This window comes from Actinospica durhamensis, from assembly GCF_018139695.1.
In the GTDB taxonomy this organism is placed as follows: domain Bacteria; phylum Actinomycetota; class Actinomycetes; order Streptomycetales; family Catenulisporaceae; genus Actinospica; species Actinospica durhamensis.
Map to the genome: position 1 here is coordinate 1 of NZ_JAGSOG010000667.1, position 662 is coordinate 662.

Genomic DNA, 662 nt, shown 5'->3' on the forward strand with positions numbered 1-662 from the left:
TCGCTGATCGACGGGATCAACCGGGCGACGGACGTGCTGATCGGTGGCAAGGTCGCGGTGGTGTTCGGGTACGGGGACGTGGGCAAGGGCTGTGCGGAGTCGCTGCGGGGCCAGGGTGCCCGGGTGATCGTCACCGAGGTCGACCCGATCTGCGCGCTGCAGGCGGCGATGGACGGCTACCAGGTCGCCACGATCGAGGACGTGGTGGAGCTCGGCGACATCTTCGTCACCTGCACGGGGAACCGGGACATCATCATGGCCGAGCACATGGGCCGGATGAAGCACCAGGCGATCGTGGGCAACATCGGGCACTTCGACAATGAGATCGACATGGCCGGCCTCGGCCGCGTCTCGGGGATCGTGCGCGAGGAGATCAAGCCGCAGGTGCACGAGTGGCGCTTCCCGGACGGCCACACCGTGATCATCCTGTCCGAGGGCCGGCTGCTGAACCTCGGCAACGCCACCGGCCACCCCTCGTTCGTGATGTCCAACTCCTTCGCCAACCAGGTGCTGGCGCAGATCGAGCTGTTCACCAAGCCGGACGACTACCCGGTCGGGGTCTACACCCTGCCCAAGCAGCTCGACGAGCACGTGGCCCGGCTGCACCTGGACGCACTCGGAGTCAGGCTGACCACGCTGACCGAGCGCCAGGCCTCTTACCT

At 67.1% G+C, this 662-nt stretch carries 1 protein-coding gene; it reads left to right on the forward strand.

What is annotated here, in order from left to right; translation table 11 throughout:
- A partial coding sequence (locus KDL01_RS41635; RefSeq protein WP_212534229.1) for an adenosylhomocysteinase occupies positions 1–662 on the forward strand: 662 nt, incomplete at both ends.